Below are 25427 nucleotides of genomic sequence, written 5' to 3' on the forward strand. Positions count from 1 at the left end.
TTTGCAAAGGATACTTGTGTGAACAATGAAGACAGAAAGGTTTATGAGATTGTTAACCAGTATTATTATGATATTGAGTCAAGTAAAATATATTTTGGTACTTTTAGGATATGGAAGCTAAGACAAGGAAGGTTATGGAGCTGTTTAGCTCTGATTTTTTGTGCTTTTTTAGCTGTATCGAGTATTTTTATTATAATTTTAAATGCAATGAACCTATTAGAAGCAGGTAGTAATACTCATATTCTGGCATCAAGCTATATTATATGGGTTGTTTATATTTTATCTCTTCTGTTGTATGTTGGATGCTTCATCCATATTGAAGATAAAAAACTTGGTATCCTGAAGAGGAGGTACAATAAAGAAAAACTAGTTGACATCCAACAGGTTTGGATTAAAGAAAACCTTCCTTCTAATATAAATAAAAAAATATTGATTGATAAAATAGTTGACTGGGAAAATACTCATAGATTATTGCTATTTTATAGCAACGAATTTCACACAACAGGAAAGATATTTCAAAGCTCTCACTTTAGCGCATTTTTTAAAGTTATCTTATCAGTATTCCCAATCATAATATCTGTCAATATTTTAAATGGGATTAGTTTTGAAGAGTTCTCGGTAGAGAATCCGATAACCTATTTGACTTTTGTAGTTTACGCAATTGTTTTTATTGCAATGATTGGATTTACTTATAGTTCATTAAAGCCACCTTTCGAAAGACTACTATGCCATATTGATGGTAATAAGAGCAAAAGGGCTTACCGATTTAATATATTTAATAGAATGCTATCAAACCATATAACGATAAAAGAATTAAACGAATCTTAGCAGTGCTAGAGACAGAAATACTGACTTTAATAGTTAGCATCTAAAAAATTTATATTCATCTTAATTTGTAAGAGTGAGTAACGAAACACCATAGAAAATGGAAATACTAAAAATTATTTGCTCAATAGGTAGCCTGCTATAAGCTGATTGTATACGCGATCTTCTGTATAATATAAATGCAGGCGGAAACCGTGGCTCTGCATTTTACCTCTCTTTTCTATCTCGGGACGGACCGATACTTTGATATGCACTTTTTTGTTTAAATACAGGTGCTTTGGAGTTTTGGTTGATGATTACTTTATCACCGTTCAAACGTCGTATTGTCTACGTGATTGTATTCGAGATTATCGCAATTATCTCTTCTACCTTTGTATTAATGAAGCTCAGCGATAGTGATGCAGCAGAATCCTTACCTGTTGCTATGATGGTATCGCTGGCTGCCATCATTTGGAACTTTGTATACAACACCGCTTTTGAAACTTGGGAAGAGCGCAGGCAGATAGCAGAGCGTACACTGCTGATTCGTAGTGTTCATGCGTTGATATTTGAAGTCGGTCTGGTGTTGATCTGCTTACCGCTATACATGATTTGGTATGATGTTGGCTTGATCCAAGCATTTATAATGGAAGCCGCTTTACTCGTATTTTTCTTGATTTATAACTTTGTGTTTACCTTTATCTTTGACAAGGTATTTACCTTACCTTATCACTATAAGTCAGCATCTGCTTCTTAACCACAGACATAAACGAAAAAAGGGCTACCATATTGGCAGCCCTTTTTTTGATGCTATGAATAGTGAATTATCTGGTTAAGAATAGGTTCAGCGGCCAAATTGAACAGCCTATTACCCAGTTATCTCCCCTGATAAACTGGCTTTCGCTTTTCCATAAACGCCGTAATGCCTTCTTTAAAGTCATCCGTGGCCGCCATCATGTTTTGTTGTTCAACTTCCATGTCCAGCGCTTCATTCAATCCACCAAAGGCATGAACATTAATCATATGTTTCATTGATGCCAAGGCTTTACCGGGTAGTTGGCTTAAGCGCGTTGCTAATGCTTGGACAGTTGCGTCTAGTTCATCTGCGCTCACGACAGTATTTACTAAGTTTAAGCGTGCCATATCATCTGCTTTAATTTTGTCACCGAGCATGACGAGTTCAGTCGTTTTGGCAGCGCCAACCAGTTGATTCAATAAATAAATACCACCAGCATCTGGTATCAGACCAATATTGACAAAGGCTTGGACAAATTTTGCATTGTCCGCAGCGATACGAAAGTCACAAGTCAATGCCAAATTCATACCTGCACCAGCGACAGCACCTTCCAATTTTGCAATAATCGGTTTATGAATATGCCGTAGCTTTAAGCTCACTTCAGCTACTTGACGCAGCATAAAATCAAGCTTCGCCACCAATGCCTCAGACGACATACCGTTTTCAAGCATTTCACCGATATGACCGCCACTAGAGAAATTATTGTTTGATCCCTGTAGCACGATAACCCGCACGTCTGCATCTTTGTCAGCTTGATCGAGGGCATCCATAATTGCATTTTTTAATGGCGTGCTAAAGGCGTTCAGCGTCTTGGGATCGTTCATGGTAATGGTGGCAATATGGTTTTCGCTTTGATACTCGACTAGAGAGAGTGACATCGTAGATTTCCTTATTTTGAAAGACCGTTTTAAATGCGTGTGTTAAATTTTATAAAAAATGATGGTAATAAAGAACGCAATGCTGATTACTATAGCAGCTTGCAATGATTATAAAAGTGAGTTTTGTGGGCGCTTGAGGCACATCAAAATGCTGTTTAAATGCTTTAAATCGCAGTACAGATTATAGTGATTAATTGACTAAAGGCGGATGAGTCACAAAAAGGGTATTCGGTAGCGTATTAATGGATTATGCTAATAGACAAGCTGAGCGTGACAGAATGACATCATGCAATGCGTCAATCTTTAATCAAACAAGGAAGTGGTTATGCCAACGATAAAAATTAACGATGTCGATATCTATTATGAAGACAGCGCGCCAAATGAGCTGCAAAAGCCAGTGATGGTGTTTGCCCATGGCCTGTTATGGAACACGCGGATGTATGATAAGCAAGTTGCGCATTTTCAAGAGGACTATCGTTGTATCGCTTTTGATTTCCGCGGACAAGGACAGTCGCAGATTACCAAATCAGGTTATGACATGGAGACATTAACGGAGGATGCGCTGGGGTTGCTGGAAGCACTTGAGATCGATAAATGTCACTTTGTTGGATTATCCATGGGCGGCTTTATCGCACAGCGCATTGCAATTAAGCGTCCTGAGTTGCTGCTGTCGCTCACGCTTTTAGAAACGTCCGCTGACCCCGAAGATCCCAAAAACGTGCCGCAATATCGCAAGCTGGTCAAAGCCATTCGCTGGTTGGGTATTAAGCGCGTGAGCAGTAAGGTTATGCCTATTATGTTCGGCAGTACTTTTTTAGCAGATAACTTGCGTAAATCTGATCGTAAACAATGGCTCACGATGCTACAAGGCAATCGCAAAGGTGGCGTGATTCAGGCGACGATGGGTGTCATTGAGCGGTCAGGCACTTATGAGCAGCTGGGTGATATCACCACACCGACCCTCATCATCGTGGGTGATGAAGATGCAGCCACGCCTTACGCGAAGTCTGAGCGTATGCATTTTGCGATTGCAGGCTCAAAGCTTGCGGTTATCAAAGGCGCTGGTCATACGTCGACAGTCGAGGAGCCAGAACAAGTCAATCGAGTGATACGTCAGTTTTTAGAAAATTGCGTTTAGCCTTACATGAAAAGACCGCTATCACATCATGATGGCGGTCTTTTTTGCACAATTTTTGTCATTATAGTGACTAACTATGGGGTCGTTACAATAGTGAGCTGTAATCACTATTACCATCATCAATGGTTCCAAACACTTCCGCTCGATTGACAATTTCTGCTGCCCAAGCGCGATGCGTGGCTGGCTCTAGCATGGTGTTGTTGTATTTGAATACCGCTTTGGCCTCACTGTGGAGGATTGCTTGCGCTTCGTCTAAGGTACTTAATGGGACACAATACGCTTGTTGTACCAATGCGATTTGGCTGGGATGAATGACGGTTTTACCGACCAGCCCCAAGCTGACATCACGAGTCAATTCTTGCATAAATAACGTGGGCTGATCTAAGTATTCAAAAACTGGCGCGGTTAAATAAAAGCCATGCGGCACAAAACAGCCAAGTAGCTGGTAGGCAAGCGTACCGATAGGGGTGTCATAGACGATGCTGTTTTTAGGACGTCGCAAACGCAGAGTAGCAAACAAGTCATTGCCGCCAATACGCAGTGCAAAGATTGGCTGACTAAAAGCTTCTTTAAAGCCAATGGCCAGCTCTTGGTTGTGATGCGGATTAAAGAATGCAGCCGTCTCGAGTGTCGGCATGAGCAACTGATCATTACTTAGATTCTGACACGCCATTCGCCAATCAGATAAACTGCACATATCAACTTTTGGCATGACGAAACCATCGATAAGATCAATGTGGGCATAGTCAGCCAGTTGCTGTAGCATTGCGGGATTGCGTGGGCGTATGAATACTAACGGACGGGTCGGATTGTGGGCTTGCTGCTCTGGCTGAAGTCCAGCTTTTCTCGACGGCACATTGATACTGTCGGCGTGATCGGCCCACGTATGGAGCAGCGTCTGTAAGCGCGCAAGTGCCAAATTGACATCATTATGACTGACAGCATCTTCTAGACAGATAATAATACTATTAATCGTCGGAAGTTTGTCACGCTTAACGACTTGCCAAATGTCTTGGCGAGTCGCAGGCATATAAAGGCTAGCACCAAGCTGATAAGGATGATGAGTGTGCAGTTTGACCATCTCATGACGCTCAGTAATCAGATGTGCATAAGACTGAGTATAATGATAAAGGTTTGATTCGTGGTTTAGCATATCTGACATAGTCGGCATCGTGAATAGTGAGTGGTTATAAAAGGTAAAATATATGTATCATTGATTTTAATATAGCAAAAACTAATGGTCTTTGGTACGCTGTTTGATAAGCGTGATGGCTTGATAAGGCAGTATTTTATCACCTAATACACTCATAGTGATATTTCGCTGCGCACATAAATGTCTTAGCAGTATGGTATCAGGATGATTGGCAGTGGCCAGTAGGATACGTTCCGGATCGCGGCGTAATATGGCTCGTGTTGCCTCTGCAATCGTCGGCTTGATGCGGTTGCGATTGGTGATATCGTACTCTGCTGCCAGCTTATCTATTAAGTCAGCGGTTTGGTAGCGTGGTTGCTTAAACATTGGCAAGCATTGAGGCGCTTTGGTTAAATTGCGGCGCGTTGCATCGATGTGATCGACAAAGGCTAAGCTGTGATCTGCTTCAACTAAATTGTCATAAAAGACACTACGATGTAGCCCAGATTGCGGCTCGCTGTACAAGCTACGTGAAATCAGTCCCGACACCGTACTGTTTAGGAGTCCTGATGGTATCAACCAATCCTCCTCACTAGCAGCCAACCAAGCGACACCTGCTGGATCAGCAAGTGTGAGTAACGGTATAACACCCGCACCTTGATGAAAAATATTGGCAAAATTGCAGTGATCTGGGTCGCTAAATACCTCTAGGCTACGAGCCAGCTCTTGATAAATGGCGCCTTTGCCTGTCCAACCATCGACAAATACAATGGGGCTGTTCGGATAGGCCTCTAGCAGCATTTGCAAGGCGAGGGGATCAAGACCACGATCACGAATGATACTAATACCATAATGTACACTTGGTAACGCATAGTTATTACTTGAGTCGGCAAGTGCACGTTGCAACAATACGCCAATTGGCAAACCTGCTCGCACTAAGCTGACTAAAAGTAGTGGATGCTCATCATTAACGTCTTTCTGAAACACATGATGGAGCGTATAAGCCAAATCAGCGATATCGGTCGCGGCTCTAATCGCACCTTGCGCCAATGCTTGTGTATATAGTTGCTCATGCATTGCACTTGGTGCCTGCTCTAACGTCAACATATCTGAATAATGACGTTGTCCACTTTGGATGAGCGCTTCTTTTTGATTGACGGGTACGTCAGCAACGGCGTCTTTCTCGACAATATCGAGCAGAACAGTCACATCGCTGGCAAGATAGCTGCCTGAGCCATAACTGTTTAAATTCGCTCGTTCGGTATTTATATTATTTAAAGTCATAGTATAAGTATTCACACTCGTTGTGATGACAGTGAGATCGCAAGTTTATCAATGAGCATGACGCTGCTCGTGCAACTGACCATGATTGGGCATACCGTACCAGTCGAGCAGTTGTAGAAATGGTAAATCTGCCAAACTGTCACCAAAACCAAAGTTCGGACGTTGACTGTCCAAATGATTATCTAATAAAAACTGTACTGCATGACGCTTGTGAACGCCATCCGGCAATATTGCCAAATTATTGGCATTCACATGCACATAAAAGTGTTTATCAAAATCTGGTATGAGTACTGGCAGTTGCTTGGCCAGATCTCCCAATATTTGATGGTCTTTCTGTGCATGTTTAATAGCCAAATAGATAGTCAGTTCATCATTAATAAATCTATCAGTATGCAGTGTAAATACTAGGTTGTCTTGACCACTATGCTCAAGGATTAATTCAGCAAGTTGGTTTATCTGTTTTTGTAGTGGCAAAAGCTGCTCATGAACATGCTGCTGCCAAGCATTGAGCAGTTCCCCATTAGGCATTAAAATAACCGCACCATGGGTCAATACTTGCCAGCTGTCAAAAGGCAATTTAACGCGTTTGATTTCACTGCGGTCACGCGCCGTCACTACGATTAAGTCAGTGCTCGCACGTAACCAATTAAAGAAAATGGCTTGGCGTTGACTCATAAAGCTTAGCGGTTCGCCTTGTTTATTGACGGTCGCGCACACTAAGTTCTCAGGTTCAGCAGTAGGTAAATCCCACGCATCGATTTTACGCTGAGTTTGGAACAATGTATCGTCCAAATCCATGAGAGCGTAGGGCTTAATAATGTCGGGGTTGGGCTTGAAGAAGGGGGGGTTCATAAAATTATCCATAAATATTAGACTTGAAAATCAGTGAGTGATTTAAAACTTCGGACTCACTACCAACACATTGCCCAAGCCTTGCCACAGATCATCCACGCTATCAGCTGATGTCTCCACACACAACACAATTAAATCCCATTCATTGGGATCGACATTATAAGCAAAATTGGTCATACCAAGCCCATAATTATCACTAAAGCTCAACATAGTCGTAATTGCACCACCAAGCGCAATTGGCGAGCGAGTCAAAGCGCTAAAGTTAACCGTAGAAGTGTTTTCAGAAGCTTGTTGTTGGGATTGTGTCTCAAGCCATTCTGCCAATAAAAAAGGTAACCAAACAAATTCATTACTTCCTAATACCAAAACTCTCTTGGGTAATTGAGCGATATTGAAGCTTTCTTGATTATTGAATTTGCTAAATGCCGTCTGAAATCTCAAAAGATAATGATCGAAACCGTCTGTACTGTCTAGCGTTGGAAAGCGCCCCCAATTACCCGTATTACCTAGCGCTTGACTGCCAGCATCGGTCGTGTCAACTGATGGCATGGTGATTGGCTCAGGGTTAATTGCATCTGTCCATTGCCATGCACCAGACAATAAGTGATGGCGATGAAATGCAATGCCAGTCAAACGATCCGCCATGCGCGCAGGCTTAAAGCCCTCTGTCTGCTGGGTCGTATTTTCTTGATCCAATGACCAATCCACCAACGTAGTTAGATGTACTTGCTCCAATTGTGTCAGTCCAGCATGACGTAGCGCCGTCACGACATTGACGCAAGTATTGCCGGTAGACGCCTCATCATCAACCATAATCAGGGTTTTGCTGGCCAGTAATTGCGCTTGAGTGACTTTATCGGCACTTTGATAAATCAAATGCTGGCTAGCATGACTGTGATCTTCGCTAAAAGTGGTCAATAAAGAATTACTGCTTTTGTCATTATTATTACTGTAATCATGTTGCGCATGACGAGTGGAGTTCAACAATAACGCATTCGGATAGCGCGTTTGTAGCGCTTGATGCACACCTGCGGATAAGCCAACAGCTGTCTCTGCCATACCAATGACCAAAATAGGTTCAGGTAAATTACTAGGGATTAAATCGGCTAAATCGGTAAACGCATTGCGCATAGTACTGGGTGCGACTGGGATATGACGACCTAGCACTTTTGAGACGAATAAGAATGCCCGTTTTGGATTGATACGCTGTGCAAATCCAAGTAAGTCTTCTAATTGATAACTGTCATTTTTTTCTAAAGTATTGTTACTCATCGCTGAATTGGTCTGATAGGTCAGATCGAGCGTACCGCGAGGCAGAGTAATGGTTGTACTGTGTTGCTTGTTTGACATTCATATTCCTTGGCACTTTTAATTTTATATAATAATCAGTTTTCTTAACCCTGACATCCTACTAGCCAGAGCGCCGCGCGGCTTTGTTTGCTCAACTGTGGTGTGGTCAGAGGTACCGCTTTGGTATCTGACGAATCTAATAAATTGTCTAAGCCAATGCCAGCGCTCGCGAGTAAGGCAGATAATAACTGAAATTTCACGGCGTAGTTCATATTTTGTGCATGCTCATGAACCAGACTTGATGCTACCATGCCGATAACTTCGCCAGTCGGCAGTAATAAAGGGCTGCCGCTAGAGCCGGGTTGAATGGGGGCGGTGAATTGCATATAACGGATATCATCGCCAAACCCTGTCAGTCCTGAGATACAGCCCTGCGTGACTTGTAGCTGACTACTAAGTCCTGATAAGGGAAATCCCAACGTCGTAATGGTTTCACCCAACATATCAGCACATTGCTGCGCTAATGGCAAATAGCTTGGCAGAGGATCGCTCACTCTAATAATAGCCGAATCGCTACCGATATCGCTGAGTACCACTTGCGCCTCACGGTCAGCCTGCCCTTGCTGCCTTACACCAATCATTGCCGCTGATTCAATGACATGGTAGCAAGTCAATAAATGATATGGGTCAATGGCAAAAGCAGTTCCTGTCCATGTCTCACCCGATTGCACTTGACGAGGTGGACGCGTCTCATTATTAGCTTGAGTGCGCTGCTGCTGCTGTGCTGCTTGAATGAGCGCATGCGTATTCGGTGGACGGACATCAAGGCTGACTTGCACTCGATGCTCTAGGCTTGCTAATCCTTGGGTGGAGCTTTCACCAAGGGCGCGACATTTAAACTGACCATCACGCCGGTAGATCTCCAAAACAATGGCCGCTTTGATATGGCGCTCATTTGCTGTGAAATCATATTTAATCGCGCCATTATTGAGTATCAGACTGACATTTTTTAGCTCAACAGCTGGCAAGTTAAGGGTTGGCTCGTGATAAACATATGCAATCAGCTGTAAAAAACTAATCCCTTCTGTATCGAATAACTTGGGTAAATCCAGCTGCCAACTGCTTGGGTGATCCGCATTGTCTATTGTAGCCCAGTCCTTAGATTCATGAAGATAAGCAGGGCTGCAAACCGCCTTACGATGCTGGTCTAGCGGCAGCCAGATCAGTCCCAGTTGTTGACCAAATTTAAGGGGATGTGTCGTAGAGAAAGCGACTGAACATGATGGTTGCGCGATAACCGTATTTGCCCCTAACACTAACACCGTTTGTGCTGTCATCGTGCGCCTCTCATTGAATGTACACTCAGTAATTATCAGTCTAGTAGTTATCAGTCTTTGGTGGTTGTCCGTTCCTCAACATCACTTGCTTACTCGACGTCATTTTCTTCTATTTTTACACCCACCATAATTGAGCGTACTTGGCAGGGTGTTATTTGTTGCGTGATGTCAGCCAGCTTGGGTTTATCGGTCAGTCCTAACCAATAGGCAAAGCCGATTTGTGTCAGATCCACACCGCTGTGAGTCGTGTAAGCAATGCCACCAGACGGGCGACTATTGATTTCGAGTACCCGATGCTGCTCGTTGTCATCGGCTTTGGTTTGGACACTGACGATGCCATCACAGCCAAATGCTTTAATCAATGGAATGACGACATCCATGACGGCTTGCTCGTAGCCGATATGCTGAATTTTACCTGTTTTATAGCGAGTGACGGCGGCCAAAACTTCACCATATTCACAGACCACGTCGATAGAATATTCTTGTCCAGATAAATAAGGCATGAGTAGCATAGGAATAGGGCTCTCACGCACCATTAGGCTGTTTGCATAGGCACTTATAAATTGGGCAGTGTTAATCTTTTTTTCTTCAGTAAAGTACAAATGCTCAAAGCTATCGTATTGCTCGTCCGTTGCTCTTTCTGAATCCAGCCGCCAAAACCCTTGCGCAAAAATACCAGTAACTGGCTTGACACATAATGGCTGATGACCATGTTCGGTAAGTAAAGCTTCAAGTTCTGCAACATTGTCAAAGCGCCAAGCATCTGCTACGGGGATATTGTGCTGGTGGCATTGTTGCATAAAGGCAAATTTATCATCGATCGTCTCTAACGCTGTGACGCTGGTCGCACCTGTTAATAAACGGATGCCAGCTGCAGCAAATATCTCACGATGCGCTTCATAGTCAACACCATTGCGGCCAGTCAGTAACACGTTAACATTGTTCTGCTGGGCGTGTTCCAAGACGAATTGCCAACGTGGCATCAATGGTATAACAGGTTCGAAAATGACTGGCTCATCACTGTCTACAACATTTGCATAGGGCTCATAATAGATGCGATCGGCAAACTCAAAAACCTCGGGTCTATCGTGGCGATGTGAGGCAATGATATTAAACGGCGTGTCAGATTGGATTTTTAATGCTTGTAGGCTGGCTAACATATCGCGCTGGCTTGACTGACCTTCCGCTAACCAAGCGGCTTTCGATGTTGTATGATGGCTATCGTTAGCAAGGTTATCCATAATGCTCTCTTGTTATAAGTGTTAGATATAATTGGATAACTCAGTGTCGTCATCGCAACACTATTAGCAATGTAGGTAAGACCTAAATAGTGGTCAGTGAAGTTAAAAACCCAAGTCCCTGTACTGCTGATAGCAGAGACTATTATATACAAATGCTAGACGTTATAAATACTTCTAACAAAATAGCCTTAAGTATTTTTGAGATCATTGTCTGGTTATTTTTAGCAAGTTACTGAATGGGCGGGCTGATTAAAAAAAAGGACATTCGTGCTACTATATGACGATAGCTAGCATAATAAACACAACGCCATAATACATTATTTAAAGGACATATGATGAGCCAAGACCAATCTCAAAAATTAGTGGCAGGTGCCAATGCGCCACTCCCAACGGACAACATTAGTATCCGTATCTTGAGCCAAAACGCGATCGATTGTGCCGCTTATCGTCTGACGAGTGATGGCAAGGTACGCGGCGATGGCGACATGATATTTTATGGGCAGACGCGTAGTGATGATGGCAGTGTCAGTTTTCGTGGTCATGACAGTGATGGATTTTTTGATATCAATTTGCCGTCTCAACCTGCCGGTATCGAAAAGATAGCCCTTGCGTTTTCTAGTGCGCAAACGTTGGCTCAAGTTGGTGATGTGGATATTCAAGTATTGCAAGGCAGCCAAGTGTTAATGACTTGTCAATTAAGTGCTGCTGGGCGTGTTGAGAAGGCGATTATTTTAGCCGAATGCTATCGTCGGCAGGGTAGCTGGAAGTTTCGTTTTATTGCACAAGGTTTTGAGGGCGGCCTAAAACCATTGTCTGAACATTTCGGTGTGGAAATTGCTGATGAAGCGCCAAGTCAGACTCAAGCTCAGAGCCAGTCCCAAAATCAAACCCAAGCACAAAACCAGTCACAACCTATCAATACGCAGCGTCCAATCAACACACAAAAAGCGGGCAGTGCCCCTCAAGCGAGCACACCACCACCGATTCCAGCCAGTCCTTCAATCAATTTAAGCAAAATCACTTTAACCAAAAATCAATCTAGCATCAATCTCAAAAAACGTGACGACTTTGGTAAAATTTCTGTCAATCTAAACTGGAATCAACGTCCAGATATTGACAAACAAGCCCCCAAAAAAGGACTTTTAGGCGATCTTTTTAAGCAGCATAAGTCAGGCGGTATCGATCTTGATATCGGCGCGATGATTCATCTTAAAAATGGTGAAAAGACCCTGATTCAAGCACTAGGCGATCGTTTTGGTAGTCTGCAATCAGTCCCTTATGTTTGCTTGCGTGCCGATGATAGAACTGGGCAGATCAGCGGCGGGGAATGGCTGGATATTAACGGTCAGCAGTGGGCACAGATTGAAGAGGTATTTATCTTTGCCTTTATTTATGATGGTGCACCCAACTGGGCGCAAACGGATGGGGTGGTGACCATCAATGTACCAGAGCAGCCGCCGATTGAAACGCGTTTAACAGAAGGCGCGGGTAACTTACCAATGTGTGCCATTGCGCGCTTGGTGAACCAGCAAGGCAGTATCAATGTTGAGCGTATCAACCAATATTTTAAAGGCCATCAAGAAATGGATAAAGCCTTTAATTGGGGGTTTAGCTGGAAACGTGGTCGTAAGTAAACGTTTTAATACCATCATAAAATACAAAAAATCAGCCCCTCTATCATTGATAGAAGGGCTGATTGCTTATAGACAGTTCGTATCTTAAATAAGATAACTTAAACTCAATTTAAACTGCTTAAGCGTGCGGCGTGATGGCAGGCATTAGATCATGGAAGGTACGACCAGAAGCAGTCTCACCAATGGCGTGCATTTTCCATTCATTGTTGTGACGATAGACTTTTGCCATAATCATAGCCGTGTGTCCACCTTGTGCTGATAAATTATAGCGGGCGACTTCAGCGTTATTGTCGGCGTTAACAATACGACAAAACGCGTTTGATACGGTCTCAAATGTCTGACCAGTAAAGCTGTTGACTGTAAAGACCAGCGAGACAACGTTGGCAGGGATTTTTGAGAGATCGACATTAATGACTTCGTCGTCGCCATCGCCGTCACCAGTGCGATTGTCACCTGTATGAAGGATACTGCCATCTTTTGATTGAAGCTGATTGAACCAAATAGCATCGACGGCTTGTTTGTTACTATCAAACATAATGCATGAGGCGTCTAGGTCAATAGAGTCGCCGCTACCACCACCGAATAATTTACCTAGGAAACCACCTTTCTTATCTTGTGGTCCTTGTGCGACATCCCAACCTAAACCCAATTTTACTTGAGTAAGCTCGCCGCCAGCTTCTTTATTAAGCGATATTTTTTGACCTTTTTGTAAGCTAATTGCCATGTGATAATCCTTATAATAATTGTGAGTAGAGTATTGAATAATTTTTATAAAATGTAGCTACAACACATTGTTCAAAAATCCGTTGTTGCCGCCGCGTCCACCTGAGCTGGTACCTAAGATACTTTGCAGCCAGCCTTGATAACTATCGCGATTGCGTGAACAGATAATGACTTTACCAGTACCTGAAAAGTTCAACACCATCCCTTCGCCACTGGTGACTGAATTAATAATGTTGCTCATGATGCCTTTTTTCTTACTGGTCGAAACAGAAAGCTTATAATCAAGCTCTGAATTCCAGCACACCACGTGTCCGTTGTCGATAATGACGTCTTTATCAGGTGTCACATCAATCTCAAACAGTGAACCAAAACCTGACACGACGACTTGGCCTTGCCCTTGTGTCTGCATAACCATAAAGCCACCAGTATCACCAAACACCGCACCGCCCAAATTACGTTGAATTTTAGCTCTAATATCAACGCCTGTTTGTGCCGCCACAAAAGCACCATCGCTTAATGTATATTGGCATGTACCGACATCGATGATTTGCATATCGCCATCCAGCGTTGGAGCAAGTAAACAATCACCTTCACCATTGACGGCTTCAATCTGCTGCTGAAATAAGGATTCATCGTTTGCAAATCTGCGCATCAATGATTGTATGAAACCACCTTGCAACTTGCCTTTAAGCTCAAGATTAGACTCCATCATGACCATGGCATTGGCTTCGCAAAAGATTGACTCGCCTTTTTTTAAATGACAATGTAAAAAAGGCTCAATAGTACCGATTAAGCTGAATGTGGCGACCATAGCTTACAAATCCTTATGCTAATATCTCTGAGATATGCGCTTACGATGCTTCTTAGATAGGCGGTTTTTTAATTTCAGTCGGCCAATTAAATTAAAAGCCATCAAATGCTTTAAAAAACACTTGATAGCTTTAAAGTAGCGCAAATAGATGCCTAATTACGCCAGTTATCTGATCAGATGATCAAATTAAATTTAGCTTTAAACGTTCACACCGTAAGAGCCAGCTAATGGTCCAAGACCACCACTGAAGCCTTGACCCACAGCGCGGAATTTCCAATCACTGTTGTGACGATACAATTCGCCAAAAATCATCGCTGTTTCAGTGCTGCCATCTTCTGATAGGTCATAACGGGCAATTTCAACATCGCCATTATCATTCAACACACGAATATAGGCATCGCCCACTTGACCAAAGTTTTGGTTGCGACCTTGACCTTCATAGATGATAGCGCAAATCGCTACTTTACTAACGTCTGCTGGGATACTAGCCAGATTGATTTTGATTTTCTCATCATCACCATCACCTTCACCAGTACGATTATCTCCAGTATGCTCAACGGCACCATTGTCTGACTTTAGGTTGTTAAAGAAGATAAAGTCTTGATCATTGCGCACTTTGCCTGCTTCATTGACCAAAAAGCCAATCGCATCTAAATCGAATTCTTTACCGTCAGTGGCGCGTGGATCCCAGCCAAGACCGACCGTAATATTGGTTAAACCTGGCGCTTCTTTTGATAAGTTTACGTTGCCGCCTTTTGTTAAGCTAATAGCCATATAAATATCCTTTGGATTAATAATTAAGTGGATTGGGTGATACAAAAAATGATCTAAAAATAGTGCAGTGTTAAATGTAGAGGTATAGAGGCTTAGTAAACCTCACCGCCATGCCCTGCATATTGTTACGTTTTACTATACTAAGCGTTTGCCCAGTAAGCAAGTCGTATTTTGTGCATTGGCCATATGTTTACTAAGGAACATAATAAGCCTGTATCTCTGATACTTTATAACACTTTTTCATATAACAGGTAAGGTGCTGTTATGAAAAAATCAGCCAATTTAGCTATTAGACTAAAGGTTTCAGCTATCTACCAAAGCATCGAGGTAGGAATTTATTGTGCAAAAACCGACCAGCCTGTTTCCTGTACAAACATCTCCAATGCTTTCAAACCCAGCTTAGAGTTGCCGATATGATCAAGCCCTGGCGACCAAACAGCGATAGAGCCTTTACCGGGGGCTATGGTTAAAATACCACCACCAACACCACTTTTACCGGGTAAACCGACACGATAGGCAAACTCACCAGACCCATCGTCATGACCGCACATCATCATTAGTGAGTTAATCCTTCTTGCCCGGTGCTCGTTGATCACACGTACCCCTGAGTGCTTGTCAACTCCGTTGGAGACTAAATAGAGACCAGCACTGGCTAATTGCTGGCAATTCATCGCAATCGAACATTGATGAAAGTAAGTACCCAACACCTTATCTACATCGTGCTTGAGGCGACCAAAAGATTTCATAAAGTATGCAAGCGATGCGTTGCGGTCTTTGTGCTCCATTTCGGACGCTGCCACTTTGTGATCAAAACGGATGGACTCATCGTCCGTAATAAAGTGTACAAACTGCAGAATCTCACCCAATATTTCTTTGGGTTCGTGTCCCATCATAATCGCATCAACCACCGCAATTGCACCGGCATTGATAAATGGATTGCGTGGCCTGCCAGTCTCATGCTCTAGCATTACAATCGAGTTAAAAGGATCGCCAGATGGCTCACGACCAACGTGTGTCCACAGCCCGTCACCCAACTTACCAAGACCGATGGTTAGGGTGAATATCTTAGAGATACTTTGGATCGAAAACAGAGTACTCGCATTGCCTGCTGTATACATCTGTCCGTCAGGTGTCGCTACTGCAATACCAAACTGGTTTGGATCTACATGGGCGAGTTGCGGGATATAATCCGCCACTTTTCCACGATCAGTCTCAAGTGCCATCTGTGCGGCAATATCATTAAGAATCTGTTGCATATAAGTTGTGTAGCCGTATTTCTGTTGAGTGATTGGAGGAGGATGATTTTAACTGAATAAGAGGCAATATAGATGAAAGAATTGTATTTTGATGAGTATTTATCTTCCTGTCTCATTACCTCCATCCATACTCGAAAAGCTGGCGTGTAAAAAAGCAGATCATACCTGATGATATGACCTGCTTAGACAAACAAAGTATGAGCGGATGATACGTCTTAATGCAAACGTGCCGCTTCAGCCTTACGATGTTTCAGAGATGCCCATAACGCAAAACCAATAAAGGCGATACCGATAAGACCTGTAATCAGCTCAGGTACATGGAACTTCACGGATAACAACATAATGACAGAAAGTGCACCGATGGCATAATGCGCCCCATGCTCAAGATAGATAAACTCATCAAGCGTGCCTTTATCCACCAAAAAGATAGTCATAGAACGTACGAACATCGCACCAATGGCAAGACCTAGCATAATAACGATAACGTCATTGGTAATAGCAAATGCCCCAATCACACCGTCGAAACTAAACGAGGCATCAAGGACTTCTAAGTATAAGAAACCAACAATACCGCCTTTCATAATAGCGCTAGTTACCTCACCAGTACTATTGCCCTGAGCATCAAGTTCTTCCTCGAGATCACCCTCAAGCATACCAGAGATTACTTGTACGCCAAGATAAACCAAGATACCCCAAACGCCTGCGATCAATACCGCACCAGCTTGTGCAACTGGCGCCCAAGATACTGAAATCATCAAGACAATCAGTGCTACGAAGACGCTCATCGCATCGACTTTGCCCAGTTTTGCTAAGCGACTCTCAAGCCATTCAAACCAATGTATATCTTTATCATCGAAGACAAAGTTTAAGAATACCAATAGTAAGAAAATACCACCAAATGCTGAAATTTCAGCGTGATGCGCCATTAATCGGGCTGAGTATTCCTCAGGATCGTTCAATGCCAAATCAATAACTTGCATCATGCCAAGATCGGCAGTAACGGCGACAATGACAATGGGGAATACCAAGCGCATACCGAATACAGCGATTAAAATACCAACCGTTAAAAATATCTTTTTCCAAAATTCGTCCCAGCCTTTAAGGACTGAGGCATTGACTACCGCATTATCAAATGATAATGAAATTTCCATGACAGCCAAAATAGCGGTAATAGATAGAGTGGCAATTAAGCCGCCAATACCGCCATGTGAATATCCCCACCATGCTGCTATCACTAAAGCAATGGCTGTGAAGATAAAGTCGAAATAAAAATGTCTCATGACACATCCTGTCTGGTTGCGTAAAGCTAAGGTCGGTCTAGTATAGACCCAAACCGCAAAAAAGTGGCTATTGCTAACCACTTCTTGTACATAAAATTAGATGAAACATAACCCATTATTGGCCATTTGGCTATCAATAATTGTGGCTATTTTGCAACTAGAAATAACTTGCTCTTTGGATGTGTTGATGGTCTCGATAATTGCTCAAACATCAGTAGCAATGGTGGTTTAAATATCGACACCATACTGCTGACACATGGCCTGCAAGCCACCTGAATAACCTTGACCAACGGCGCGGAATTTCCACTCACCGTTGTGACGATACACTTCGCCAAAGACCATGGCTGTCTCGACAGAGTAGTCTTCCGCTAAATCAAAACGCACAACTTCAGTGCCAGTTTCTTCATTAACAACGCGGATAAAAGCGTTTGCCACTTGACCAAAGTTTTGATTGCGAGCTGCCGCATCATGGATGGTGACAGTCACAACGATTTTGTCGACATCAGTAGGTACTTGAGTAAGGTTTACTTTGACCAACTCGTCATCACCATCACCTTCGCCAGTACGGTTGTCACCTGTATGCTCAACCGCGCCATTGTCAGACTTTAATTGGTTATAAAATATAAAGTCGTGATCACCGCGTACTTTGCCTGCGGTATTTAACAAAAACACGCTCGCATCAAGATCGAACTCAGAGCCAGAAGTGGCACGCTCATCCCAGCCCAAACCAATTAATAACTTGGTTAAATTTGGGTCAGTTTTGGTGAGTGATAAGTTGCCGCCTTTATTAAGTGATAAAGCCATGAGGTTGTCCTTATTATTAGAGTCAATTAAAAATTTGAAGATACTTATAATCATAAAAAAAGCAACGTTGCGCCCAAAATGGCGCAAGACCATCGCTTAATGACGCTCTATCATAACAACAAAAAATGACCCAATCAAAGCTGATTGGGTCATTGTTATGTTTTATCTGAATTGAGTACAAAAAAAGCTTTAGGTACTGTATCTATCTTGATTCCTTTTTTTAATCGTCTCTACGCTCTGATGTATAAGTATTTACTTATAAACTCTGACGATGACGAATCTCAAAACTCTGATGGATTGGTTTTTTGATATTAAAATCAAAACCAATCGTTTTTTGGGTGATATTGATGATGTCATAGCGCTCGGTCAATTGCTCATCTAACTCAAAGCGCGTAAAGTTATTAGAGAAATACAATACGCCGTCAGCGGTTAGACGGTTCATCGCACGATTGATGAGGGCAGCATGGTCACGCTGCACATCGAAAGTACCTTGAAACTTTTTGGAGTTTGAAAAGGTTGGTGGATCAATAAAGATAACATCAAATTGCTCAGTATTGTCCTTTATCCACTCAAAGATATCGGCAGCAACGAATTGATATTTATTGCGACTGACATCCAAACCGTTAAGCACAAAGTTTTGCTTGCCCCAATCGAGATAGTTTTGTGACAAATCTACACTGACCACTTTTTTAGCGCCTGCCAGTGCCGCGTGTACGCTCGCTGTACAAGTATAAGCAAATAAGTTCAATACCGCTTTGCTGCGACTGTTGTCTTTAATACGGGCGCGCATATTGCGATGGTCAATAAATAGCCCTGTGTCTAAATAGTCGGTAAAGTTGACATAGAAATAGGCACCATCTTCACGCGCCACATGGAATTTGCCACGCTTTTCTGTGTTGCCTTGTTTGCTGTATTGATCGTTACCAGACTGGCGAGCACGGGTTTTGATAAAAATTTGTTCACGGTTAATGTTAAAAACTTCCCGAATACCCATCAATGCCAGATTAAACCGTTTCTTTGCCGTCTCAGGTGGAATGGTTTTTGGCGGTGCATATTCTTGCACATGAGCATAGTCGCCATACAGATCGATAGCTACTTTAAAATCAGGCAAGTCAGCGTCGTATACACGGATATTACTTACGTTGTCTTTTTTCGCCAGTTTCTTGAGCTTGGTAAGATTTTTTTGCAAACGATTAATAAAGTCTTGACCGTCTTCTGTCTCAATATCGCGCTTTTCAAAGCGGCTAACGAGATTGCCGGTTTGTCCTGCAATCAATGTTCCATAGCGGAAATAAACCGTGATAGCACCATTATGACAGCGCAAGGTTTTTGGTTCTTTTATCGGCAAGATATCAACTTGTTCGACATGAGATGCCAAGATACCAAGCATCGGATCAATGCCACTGCCCGCAAAACTGTCTTGTAAAATAAGCCCAATCGCTTGATATAACGGCTTAATCATCTCTTCATCACCCAAGCGCTCACCATAAGGCGGATTGGTGATGATTAGTGGGTTGCTCAATCTGCCATCATCGACCAAAGGCTTTAGAACGGAGCTTAGTTGATCCAGCGCACGGGTTTCAATATCGAGTAGCGGTAGCAAATCTTGCAAACCTGCGGCGATTAAATTCTTTTCTGTGGCCACAATAGCGCCGCTATCGGCATCAAATCCCAAGATGAGCGGTAAGGTGTCTGGTTGTTCGTTGGCAATTTCTAACGCCTCACGAAAACGCGTTTGTGCGTCATCGATCATCTGCTGCCATAATGTCTCATCATGATGCTGCCATTGATAAAAACCAAATTGATTGGCTGCTTTATCAATACCTACGGCATAATCACAATGCATGAGTAGCGCTTCGATGATGAATGTTCCAGAGCCACACATCGGATCGATAAGCGCATTATAAAAAGGCGCATTACCAGCCTCGTTTTTCTTATGCCAACCCGCGCTATAAAGCAAAGCCGCTGCCAAGTTTTCTTTTAATGGTGCTTCTGTCATGGCTACACGGTAACCACGACGGTGCAAACTGGTTCCTGACAAATCTAGATACAGCTCGGCTTGCTTGTCATTGACGGTCGCAAAAATAGCAAAATCAGGAGACTTGCTGTCCACATTTGGACGGCTGTCATAAACTTCGTTAAACGTATCAGCAATCGCATCTTTGATACGCAGCATCGCAAACTGTTGACTGACCGCCACACGCTTATCGACGGATAGACGAATGGCAAACGTCTGCTCTAGGCTAAACTGCTCAGTCCAATTAACCGATTTTGCCAACCCATAAAGCTGCTCAGCCACATCGTATTCGGTGTTGATGTTTTTGCGTTTGATGAGCATCAATACTCGCGAAGCCACGCGTGACCAAAGGCAAATCTTATATAGATCACGCAAAGAACCGGTAACTGCCAAACGGCCCGTACTCTTGATGTCGCTTGCAATACCAAAGCTTGTCAGCTCAGTCTGTAGCGGTGCTTCAAGCCCATCGGCACAGGTGATAATAAGATCAAGCGATACCTCTGGTGAAGAGGCGGCTGAAGATGTGGGCGTGGTTGTTACGGTCATACGGATACCTGTGGCTAAATTAACAAAAAATTCAAATAATAAAAGAGGCGATTTAACCCGTGATTTTACCATAATTCAGGATGGGATGGTTCAAACTGGTCGTGTTTAACAAAGTGAATTGACCCTATCAATGTACCAGTTTATAAATGCTTTGATTATGTTATCGCCACCGTTGAATGGCAAGTGCGAAACCTGCTCTGATGTCATTATTCATCACTCTTTATAAGTGAGACTTTTTCTGAGATCGCTTGTTCTGAGATCACCTGCGTTGTCGTCGCAAATGGTTTGGTTGCAATGGGGTAATCAACATCTTTTGGCATTAGCAAACGCATGTGTGGATAAGGCGTGGAGATATTAGCGTGGTCAAGAGCTTGTTTGATGTCTTCTCTTAATTTTTCTTTGATTTTGGGTATGCGGGCAACCGCTGCTGGTTTGACCCAAAAACGAACGATAAAAAACACGCCATACTCTCCAATTTCTGCCACAGAAGCCGACGTTTCAGGGCGATTGAGCACCACTTCGGTATCAGCAAGCACTTGCAAAATGGCCTGGCGTGCCGTCTCAATGTCATCTTCAAAGGCAATTCGTACGCTGACATCAAAGCGTATAAAGTTTTTGGAGGTCAGATTGGTGACTTCAGATGAGGCGACATTGGAATTGGGAATAATGATGGTGATGTTGTCTCGAGTCAAAATATGGGTGGTGCGTAAAGCAATGAGTACCACCCGACCTTCATTTTCATTGATATGAATCCAGTCACCCACTTGAAAGGATTGCTCAAGTAAAATGGTGATTCCAGCGATGAAATTGGCAAGCGTTGACTGAGCTGCAAAACCTACTGCCAGCCCGACGATACCCAAACCTGCGACCAGTGAGACAATATCAAAGCCAAATTGCGCCATGACGCTGGCAAGACCAAGTACTAACAGCAGTACTGATAAGATGTTTTGCAGCAGCTGCTCTATCGAAGCGTTGAGACCATAGTGCTGCAAGATTCTATGAATGATTTGTCCTGAGGATGCCCAAAGTACGTAGTAAATACCAGCCCAAGTACTGGCTTTTGCAGTGGCCTTGATCGTCTCAGGCTCAAAATTAATTTGACTCATGATGGCTATTAAGCTGGCCACAATCCAGATGTAACGAAGTATAGAACGGACGATTTTGGCACGTCGTTCATTTAGGCGGATTTTCGTGCTGCTTTGTTTGAGAATGTAGATAGCCAACCAATAAAAAAATCCCAATACTGCAAGCAATATTAGGATTTTGATGCCAGTGCTGGCCAGCTCTACTGCTTGAGAAGACCAGTCGATAGACTCTTCATCTGCAGAGCCGCCAAGCGCAAGGTAGAGACTGGTATGGAGATCACGAATAATCTCTTTAAAAAAATCAGTAATACTAGCGATTGGCATTTTTTAGTCCATGCAAAATTTTTTGAGTTGCCTCAAGTTCTTTAGGGCGTGTTTGATAATTCAACCATGGCACTGACAGAGACTATTTTTTAGATGATTGGAAGGTAAAAATAGTGAGTATAGTTATTCTATACGTCTATTATTAACAATGAAGCGGCAAAAAAGAGTCCTGTCCCCTGTTTTTATTATTGGGGCTGATGCTAAAATTGCCCCATACGGTGTTGCAAGTCTAATTAAGGTATTAACATTATCGTCGACTTGCGCCTTGTCTGGAACCGTTTTAGCAATCAGCAGTGCCTATTTGTGAATATCAAACACGCCCTAGATAATCAAACAAAAAGCAAGCGACGATTGATACTAAGCCTCTCTATTTTGAAAGTGTAGCTGAGTGGATAATTAAAAGCTATCTTGTTGTGTGTCATGGGACTGGTACGGAATTTCCATTTTGTATTGAACATCGCGTAGCGCAGTCCGTAATCCTTCTAATATTGTGGGATGATAAAAAGGCGTATCAAGCATGTCTTTAACACTGAGGTCATTGGTTATGGCAGTTGCCAATATATGACCGATATATTCGGCATCTGGTCCAACCATACTAGCACCCAGTATCTTATCGGTTTTTTTGCAACCATAAATATGTAGCAGACCGCAGTTGACGCCCATCACGCGACTACGGCCTTGGTTGTCAAAGCTTACGCTACCGATGACATACTCTAAGTTTGAATCTTGTTGAATGTCAGGCAAAGACATACCAACGTTGACGATCTGTGGTGAGCAAAACACGATTGAGAACGGTGTGGCTGGCGGGCGAATATAAGCGGCTTTTTCGTTTTCGCAGACCATGCTTCCTGCACTATAGCCTTCATCACTGGCCACATGTAGCAGTGGAAGATTGGCATTGGCATCACCAACGATGTACACTTCTAAATCACCAATTTGCCCTGTTTTTTTGCTGAGATTCTTTGGGCGGTCTTTTTCATCTAGCTCAACCCCTAAGTTTTCAACACCCAGCTGCTTTATGTTGTTGCGGCGACCAGTTGCGACCAGCACATACTCACCTTGCCACTGTTGTGACTCACCTGCACTGTCTTCATAGTCAATAAATGCAGATGATCTTTTACCATCCGCATTTGCTTGGCTACCGACATCATTAATTTTGCTGCCCAAATGCATGGTCAACTCATGACTCAAACAATCGATAGCTTTGTTGTTAATGTCATCATCTTTAAGGCCGGCCACGCGCTTAGCACGATTAAAAACGGTCACGTCCACACCCAAACGTGTGAACGCTTGTGCCAGCTCTAAGCCGATAGCACCAGCACCAATGACAGCCATGGACTTTGGTAAATCTGTTAGTTCAAAAACGCTATCGGAGGTTAGCATGGTATCGCCAAGCTTATCAGCCCACCCATCTGGAATAGAGGGAGAGCTACCAGTGGCTACGATAATTTTACTGGCTTCAATGATCTTATTATTGACTTCGATCAATCCTTGCTCATTGATACGAGCACGCCCTGCGATTTTTTTATGGTCAGGCCAGCTATTGACTTGTTCTTTGATGTAACTCGCAAAATGGCTACGCTCATCACGCACGCGCTGCATGACTTGTTTGCCATCTATTTTCACAGTAGCATGAATACCAAACTCAGCAGAATGATTGGCTTCGTGAGCGCGATCAGCTGCTGCAATCAATAGCTTACTAGGCATACAACCTACAGCGATGCAGGTCGTTGTCCAAAATCCATCATTGATAATGACGATGTCATCATGGATTTTGCTGGCTTGCTGAAAGGCGTTTTGACCTGCGGTACCTGCGCCAATAATAGCGACAGAGACCTTACGAGTGATTTTGGACGTTGTACTAACAGCAGAAGTGCCAGATGATTTGTTCATATCGTTCTCAAATAGGGGTGGTTTGATAGTAGGCTTCTATGGTTGCTGTTGCTAGCGTTTTTTATGATTGATTAATTAATTAAGCGACTAAGGCTTTAATACTCCAAGCAAGCGTTCGGTATAGCCTTTGGCACGTAAATTTCGCTGAGCGTGTGTCAGCTTGCCATCCGTATTAAACACAAATGCCGAACGTACCAGCCCTAGCGTCAGCTTACCGTACATGTTTTTTTCTTTAATTACATCAAAGTATTGACACAACTTTTCGTCACTATCACTGATAAGCGCAATATGTAGATTGTGCTTGGTGATGAACTTCTCATGAGACTCAACGCTGTCACGCGAGACGCCAATGATGTCATAGCCTAACTCGTCGAAATCATTAAGATGAGTGGTAAACTCTACTGCTTGTGTGGTGCAGCCTGGTGTATTGTCTTTTGGGTAAAAATAGAGAATCAGTCCTTTATCGGTATTGGCCACCATCTCTTTGAGATTGATGTCATCATGGATAAAACTGCCATCCAGTTCTCGTACTATGGTCACTGGAAAGTCAGGTAAACTAATATTTTCTGTGGTTGGCTTTGCCATGATAATATCCTTATTGGTTTTTATTTATGTAGGTGCTTACTTAGGGCGTGTCATAAATTAGCACATTGATGCATTTTATGGCCTTAAAATGGCTAAGTTTTCGCTAAACGGTGTCAAAATTCTTGTCAATATGTTCATATTCACTGCGAATTTTTCCTTGTTTAGCATCAATTTATCTCATTTTAATGCTCATAATCTAATTGATGACACGCCCTAGATATAAAATATATTTTGTGTGGTTATTATAAGCAGATTAGTCGCGATTAATAATCAATTTTACACTTTACGCCTTCATTGACAACAAAAAAGACTGGCGGAGACCAGTCTTTTTTAGGTTAAACAGAGTGTGAATTAGGCCGATTTTTGCGGCTGTTTTAAATCCAAGCCAACCGTACACTGCTGTAAATCTTTTTGCATTTTCTTTACATAGGGTAGGCTTGAAGGGTCTTTTTTGTCTTGCGCATAGCTTTCAATTTCCCACATTTGACCGATGGTCATGTTGCTTCGGACCCCAATCGTACAATTACAGAGTTTGGTTGCATCGCCTTTGTCAGCGACTTTATATTTGACCGCGCCCGTGACACAGGTATTGATATTGTTTTGCTTGATGTCAGCAGCGTTTGCTTGTGGCATCGCAAAAATAGCAGCTAGGGCTAGGGGTAATATCGGCAAAAACTTCATAAATATCCTCTTACAGGTAGCATCAATTTCTTGAATTTTGTACTCAAATTAGCATCAAATCACTGATAGGTGATTGACTCATATCGCTGCTTATATCTGTCGATAAGTGCAATCGCTCATACCATAGCAAGTATAGGGCGTAAAAGACAACGGTAGCGTGCTGTGTTAATGCAAGCGAATGTTTCTCAAATGTTGAGTAGCTTCATTTTTTAATCCAAATACCCTTATGTCGTCTATAGTCGATTCTAAGTGAAACAGAACC

At 42.8% G+C, this 25427-nt stretch carries 22 protein-coding genes; 4 read left to right on the plus strand and 18 right to left on the minus strand.

Annotation, left to right across the window (positions count from 1 at the left end; all coding sequences use genetic code 11):
* Positions 1-18: 18 nt before the first annotated feature.
* Together JMY02_RS08540 and JMY02_RS08545 are read left to right on the plus strand one after the other, a co-directional pair.
* Positions 19-828, plus strand: a complete 810-nt coding sequence (locus tag JMY02_RS08540; RefSeq protein ID WP_201597181.1) for a hypothetical protein — start codon at positions 19-21, stop codon at positions 826-828.
* Between the two features lie 289 nt (positions 829-1117).
* Positions 1118-1561 (plus strand): PACE efflux transporter, encoded by a 444-nt coding sequence (locus tag JMY02_RS08545; protein WP_201597182.1) that lies wholly within the window; start codon positions 1118-1120, stop codon positions 1559-1561.
* Positions 1562-1680: 119 nt separating this feature from the next.
* Here JMY02_RS08545 and JMY02_RS08550 read toward each other — a convergent pair whose 3' ends face one another.
* Entirely contained in the window at positions 1681-2478 is a 798-nt protein-coding gene (locus JMY02_RS08550) for an enoyl-CoA hydratase/isomerase family protein (RefSeq protein WP_201597183.1), read from the minus strand.
* Positions 2479-2803: 325 nt separating this feature from the next.
* On the opposite strand from JMY02_RS08550, the gene JMY02_RS08555 reads away from it, so the two are divergent.
* Positions 2804-3616 carry an alpha/beta fold hydrolase gene (locus JMY02_RS08555; RefSeq protein WP_201597185.1) on the plus strand — a complete coding sequence of 271 codons (813 nt, stop codon included), beginning with the start codon at positions 2804-2806 and terminating at the stop codon, positions 3614-3616.
* Positions 3617-3701: 85 nt separating this feature from the next.
* Here the strand turns inward: JMY02_RS08555 and JMY02_RS08560 are convergent, their stop codons facing one another.
* The 6 genes from JMY02_RS08560 to JMY02_RS08585 all read right to left on the minus strand — a co-directional run bounded on the left by JMY02_RS08560 (position 3702) and on the right by JMY02_RS08585 (position 10752).
* A complete protein-coding gene (locus tag JMY02_RS08560; protein ID WP_227678456.1) occupies positions 3702-4778 on the minus strand; it encodes an HpcH/HpaI aldolase/citrate lyase family protein in 1077 nt (358 codons plus the stop codon).
* A gap of 72 nt (positions 4779-4850) precedes the next feature.
* The gene (locus tag JMY02_RS08565; protein WP_201597186.1) at positions 4851-6032 is read right to left on the minus strand and encodes a cysteine protease StiP domain-containing protein; all 1182 of its coding nucleotides are present in this window, start codon (positions 6030-6032) and stop codon (positions 4851-4853) included.
* 48 nt (positions 6033-6080) lie between these two features.
* Positions 6081-6884: an HAD hydrolase family protein gene (locus JMY02_RS08570; RefSeq protein WP_201597188.1), complete on the minus strand. Its 804-nt coding sequence runs from the start codon at positions 6882-6884 to the stop codon at positions 6081-6083.
* A 42-nt stretch (positions 6885-6926) separates the two neighbouring features.
* A complete protein-coding gene (locus tag JMY02_RS08575; RefSeq protein WP_201597190.1) occupies positions 6927-8234 on the minus strand; it encodes a phosphoribosyltransferase domain-containing protein in 1308 nt (435 codons plus the stop codon).
* A 44-nt stretch (positions 8235-8278) separates the two neighbouring features.
* Positions 8279-9511: a trypsin-like peptidase domain-containing protein gene (locus JMY02_RS08580; protein WP_201597192.1), complete on the minus strand. Its 1233-nt coding sequence runs from the start codon at positions 9509-9511 to the stop codon at positions 8279-8281.
* An 89-nt stretch (positions 9512-9600) separates the two neighbouring features.
* The gene (locus JMY02_RS08585) at positions 9601-10752 is read right to left on the minus strand and encodes an ATP-grasp domain-containing protein (RefSeq protein ID WP_201597193.1); all 1152 of its coding nucleotides are present in this window, start codon (positions 10750-10752) and stop codon (positions 9601-9603) included.
* Positions 10753-11087: 335 nt separating this feature from the next.
* Between JMY02_RS08585 and JMY02_RS08590 the strand changes: the two genes are divergently transcribed.
* Entirely contained in the window at positions 11088-12386 is a 1299-nt protein-coding gene (locus tag JMY02_RS08590; RefSeq protein WP_201597194.1) for a TerD family protein, read from the plus strand.
* A 118-nt stretch (positions 12387-12504) separates the two neighbouring features.
* Here JMY02_RS08590 and JMY02_RS08595 read toward each other — a convergent pair whose 3' ends face one another.
* The 11 genes from JMY02_RS08595 to JMY02_RS08645 form a co-directional block, all read right to left on the minus strand.
* Positions 12505-13110, minus strand: a complete 606-nt coding sequence (locus JMY02_RS08595) for a TerD family protein (protein WP_201597195.1) — start codon at positions 13108-13110, stop codon at positions 12505-12507.
* Positions 13111-13167: 57 nt separating this feature from the next.
* On the minus strand, positions 13168-13920 hold the full coding sequence (locus tag JMY02_RS08600; RefSeq protein WP_201597196.1) for a TIGR00266 family protein: 753 nt from the start codon (positions 13918-13920) through the stop codon (positions 13168-13170).
* Positions 13921-14118: 198 nt separating this feature from the next.
* The gene (locus JMY02_RS08605) at positions 14119-14694 is read right to left on the minus strand and encodes a TerD family protein (RefSeq protein WP_201597197.1); all 576 of its coding nucleotides are present in this window, start codon (positions 14692-14694) and stop codon (positions 14119-14121) included.
* Positions 14695-15029: 335 nt separating this feature from the next.
* Positions 15030-15950: a glutaminase gene (locus JMY02_RS08610; RefSeq protein ID WP_201597199.1), complete on the minus strand. Its 921-nt coding sequence runs from the start codon at positions 15948-15950 to the stop codon at positions 15030-15032.
* 215 nt (positions 15951-16165) lie between these two features.
* Positions 16166-17230 (minus strand): DUF475 domain-containing protein, encoded by a 1065-nt coding sequence (locus JMY02_RS08615; protein WP_201597201.1) that lies wholly within the window; start codon positions 17228-17230, stop codon positions 16166-16168.
* 228 nt (positions 17231-17458) lie between these two features.
* The gene (locus tag JMY02_RS08620) at positions 17459-18034 is read right to left on the minus strand and encodes a TerD family protein (protein ID WP_201597203.1); all 576 of its coding nucleotides are present in this window, start codon (positions 18032-18034) and stop codon (positions 17459-17461) included.
* Positions 18035-18290: 256 nt separating this feature from the next.
* A complete protein-coding gene (gene rlmKL, locus JMY02_RS08625) occupies positions 18291-20597 on the minus strand; it encodes a bifunctional 23S rRNA (guanine(2069)-N(7))-methyltransferase RlmK/23S rRNA (guanine(2445)-N(2))-methyltransferase RlmL (protein WP_201597208.1) in 2307 nt (768 codons plus the stop codon).
* 206 nt (positions 20598-20803) lie between these two features.
* Entirely contained in the window at positions 20804-22006 is a 1203-nt protein-coding gene (locus tag JMY02_RS08630) for a mechanosensitive ion channel family protein (RefSeq protein WP_201597210.1), read from the minus strand.
* Positions 22007-22402: 396 nt separating this feature from the next.
* Positions 22403-23899 carry a dihydrolipoyl dehydrogenase gene (locus JMY02_RS08635; protein WP_201597212.1) on the minus strand — a complete coding sequence of 499 codons (1497 nt, stop codon included), beginning with the start codon at positions 23897-23899 and terminating at the stop codon, positions 22403-22405.
* A gap of 87 nt (positions 23900-23986) precedes the next feature.
* Complete coding sequence (locus tag JMY02_RS08640; RefSeq protein ID WP_201597214.1) at positions 23987-24484, minus strand: peroxiredoxin; 498 nt, start codon at positions 24482-24484, stop codon at positions 23987-23989.
* 351 nt (positions 24485-24835) lie between these two features.
* A complete protein-coding gene (locus tag JMY02_RS08645; protein WP_201597216.1) occupies positions 24836-25165 on the minus strand; it encodes a hypothetical protein in 330 nt (109 codons plus the stop codon).
* Between the last annotated feature and the right edge of the window lie 262 nt (positions 25166-25427).

Origin of the sequence: Psychrobacter vallis (assembly GCF_904846715.1) — a bacterium.
Taxonomy (GTDB): Bacteria; Pseudomonadota; Gammaproteobacteria; order Pseudomonadales; family Moraxellaceae; genus Psychrobacter; species Psychrobacter vallis.

What these genes read in the sequence shown, in the direction of transcription:
- JMY02_RS08610 (WP_201597199.1), bottom strand. Translation starts at nt 15,950, where the DNA reads ATGCAACAGATTCTTAATGATATTGCCGCACAGATGGCACTTGAGACT.
- JMY02_RS08545 (WP_201597182.1), top strand. Translation starts at nt 1,118, where the DNA reads ATGATTACTTTATCACCGTTCAAACGTCGTATTGTCTACGTGATTGTA.
- JMY02_RS08620 (WP_201597203.1), bottom strand. Translation starts at nt 18,034, where the DNA reads ATGGCTTTATCACTTAATAAAGGCGGCAACTTATCACTCACCAAAACT.
- JMY02_RS08560 (WP_227678456.1), bottom strand. Translation starts at nt 4,778, where the DNA reads ATGTCAGATATGCTAAACCACGAATCAAACCTTTATCATTATACTCAG.
- JMY02_RS08550 (WP_201597183.1), bottom strand. Translation starts at nt 2,478, where the DNA reads ATGTCACTCTCTCTAGTCGAGTATCAAAGCGAAAACCATATTGCCACC.
- JMY02_RS08595 (WP_201597195.1), bottom strand. Translation starts at nt 13,110, where the DNA reads ATGGCAATTAGCTTACAAAAAGGTCAAAAAATATCGCTTAATAAAGAA.
- JMY02_RS08575 (WP_201597190.1), bottom strand. Translation starts at nt 8,234, where the DNA reads ATGTCAAACAAGCAACACAGTACAACCATTACTCTGCCTCGCGGTACG.
- JMY02_RS08615 (WP_201597201.1), bottom strand. Translation starts at nt 17,230, where the DNA reads ATGAGACATTTTTATTTCGACTTTATCTTCACAGCCATTGCTTTAGTG.
- JMY02_RS08570 (WP_201597188.1), bottom strand. Translation starts at nt 6,884, where the DNA reads ATGAACCCCCCCTTCTTCAAGCCCAACCCCGACATTATTAAGCCCTAC.
- JMY02_RS08600 (WP_201597196.1), bottom strand. Translation starts at nt 13,920, where the DNA reads ATGGTCGCCACATTCAGCTTAATCGGTACTATTGAGCCTTTTTTACAT.
- JMY02_RS08580 (WP_201597192.1), bottom strand. Translation starts at nt 9,511, where the DNA reads ATGACAGCACAAACGGTGTTAGTGTTAGGGGCAAATACGGTTATCGCG.
- rlmKL (WP_201597208.1), bottom strand. Translation starts at nt 20,597, where the DNA reads ATGACCGTAACAACCACGCCCACATCTTCAGCCGCCTCTTCACCAGAG.
- JMY02_RS08565 (WP_201597186.1), bottom strand. Translation starts at nt 6,032, where the DNA reads ATGACTTTAAATAATATAAATACCGAACGAGCGAATTTAAACAGTTAT.
- JMY02_RS08605 (WP_201597197.1), bottom strand. Translation starts at nt 14,694, where the DNA reads ATGGCTATTAGCTTAACAAAAGGCGGCAACGTAAACTTATCAAAAGAA.
- JMY02_RS08585 (WP_201597193.1), bottom strand. Translation starts at nt 10,752, where the DNA reads ATGGATAACCTTGCTAACGATAGCCATCATACAACATCGAAAGCCGCT.
- JMY02_RS08640 (WP_201597214.1), bottom strand. Translation starts at nt 24,484, where the DNA reads ATGGCAAAGCCAACCACAGAAAATATTAGTTTACCTGACTTTCCAGTG.
- JMY02_RS08635 (WP_201597212.1), bottom strand. Translation starts at nt 23,899, where the DNA reads ATGAACAAATCATCTGGCACTTCTGCTGTTAGTACAACGTCCAAAATC.
- JMY02_RS08555 (WP_201597185.1), top strand. Translation starts at nt 2,804, where the DNA reads ATGCCAACGATAAAAATTAACGATGTCGATATCTATTATGAAGACAGC.
- JMY02_RS08645 (WP_201597216.1), bottom strand. Translation starts at nt 25,165, where the DNA reads ATGAAGTTTTTGCCGATATTACCCCTAGCCCTAGCTGCTATTTTTGCG.
- JMY02_RS08630 (WP_201597210.1), bottom strand. Translation starts at nt 22,006, where the DNA reads ATGCCAATCGCTAGTATTACTGATTTTTTTAAAGAGATTATTCGTGAT.
- JMY02_RS08590 (WP_201597194.1), top strand. Translation starts at nt 11,088, where the DNA reads ATGAGCCAAGACCAATCTCAAAAATTAGTGGCAGGTGCCAATGCGCCA.